Source organism: Moorena sp. SIO3I6 (assembly GCF_010672095.1).
On record NZ_JAAHHU010001282.1, the window covers coordinates 1 to 1,460 of the forward strand.

At 41.6% G+C, this 1,460-nt stretch carries 2 protein-coding genes; one reads left to right on the top strand and one right to left on the bottom strand.

The annotated features are described in order from the left end of the window. A partial coding sequence (locus F6K49_RS48570) for a NifU family protein (RefSeq protein WP_293109861.1) occupies window positions 1–119 on the top strand: 119 nt, incomplete at its 5' end. 364 nt (window positions 120–483) lie between these two features. Here the strand turns inward: F6K49_RS48570 and F6K49_RS48575 are convergent. After that, window positions 484–1,460: EAL domain-containing protein (locus F6K49_RS48575; protein ID WP_293109859.1), on the bottom strand; the 977-nt coding region annotated here is incomplete at its 5' end.

The following is a 1,460-nucleotide window of genomic DNA, read 5'->3' on the forward strand; positions in this document are numbered from 1 at the left end:
TAAGACTCCAGGGAGCCTGCGGGTCTTGCCCTAGCTCTACCATGACCCTGAGAATGGGGATTGAGCGCCGCTTAAGGGAATTTATCCCTGAAATCGCTGAAGTGGAGCAAGTAATCTAAGCGGAATACTCAGTTAATTACTGCGGAGTGCTGAGTTTTTAGGCGATTATACTTGCTCTGATCTCGATGGGAAACAGTAGGGGCACGCTCAGATCGTGTCCCTACAAAATATCTGTCTTTCAAACCATTGCTAACCGCTATAACATTTCCATTGTATTTGTTAATATAATCCCTGAGGGAAAGCCTTACATCGAAAAGGAAAAAGGCAAGATATAATAAAGTATATAGGGAAGTATATAGGGATTTTGGGTAATTTCAAATCACTGTAATTATTTTTAACAATTAATTTTAAAATCCTATAGGAGGTATTACTAATTGCTAATCAATTTAAGAAATTAACAAACTAATAAATTAAACTAATAAATTATCCCAGAGAAGAGAGTGAAAGCCTTTTACCAGTACTAAGCAATTCTGTGAAGGTTGGAGCCGATAATGGAGGACTGAAGCAATAACCCTGAATTTCATCACACTTATGACCACACAGGAAAGCCAGTTGGCTAGCTGTCTCGACCCCTTCCGCCACCACCTTCAACTTGAGACTGTGAGCCATTTGCAAAATCGCAGTCGTAATGGCTTCGTTTTTGACATCCTCTGTAAGTTGGCAAACGAAAGAACGGTCAATTTTTAACACATCAAAGGGAAATAGTCTCAGATAGCTCAGAGAAGAGTAACCGGTTCCAAAATCATCAATGGAGATCTGAATACCAAAGGACTTTAACCGTTTTAAGGTAGCGATCGCATGGTCTGGATTCTCCATCAGGGTACTTTCGGTTAATTCCAATTGCAAATATCTCGCTTCAAGTTCGGTTTCTTCAAGAATTGCTACGATGGAGTCACTGAGATTGGGTTGATTAAACTGATGTCCCGATAAATTTACAGCGATTTGTACTGGGGACAAGCCTTGAGTTTGCCAGAGTTTGGCTTGGGTACAGGCTTTTCGGAGTACCCACTCTCCTAGAGGCACAATCAAACCAGTTTTCTCGGCTAGGGGAATGAATTTAGTTGGAGAGATTGCTCCCAATTCTGGATGATACCAACGGATTAAGGCTTCTGCCCCCTCGATTTCTCCAGTGCTGAGATTTACTTTGGGCTGATAGTAAACTTGAAGTTCATCCTTTTGCAATGCTTGGCGCAATTGTAATTCTAGCCATAGGGCTTGTTGGGATTTGTCACCAATCGAGGCAATATAAAATTCGTAAGCCTTCTGTCCTTTTTGTCCAGCATTTTCTCTGGCTCCGTTGGCATGGGTGATCAGGGTATTTAGATCAAGACCATCCCTACCAAAGCAGGCAATGCCGATTCTAGGGGTCAGGACAATCTCATATTCTTCTATAGTAAAGG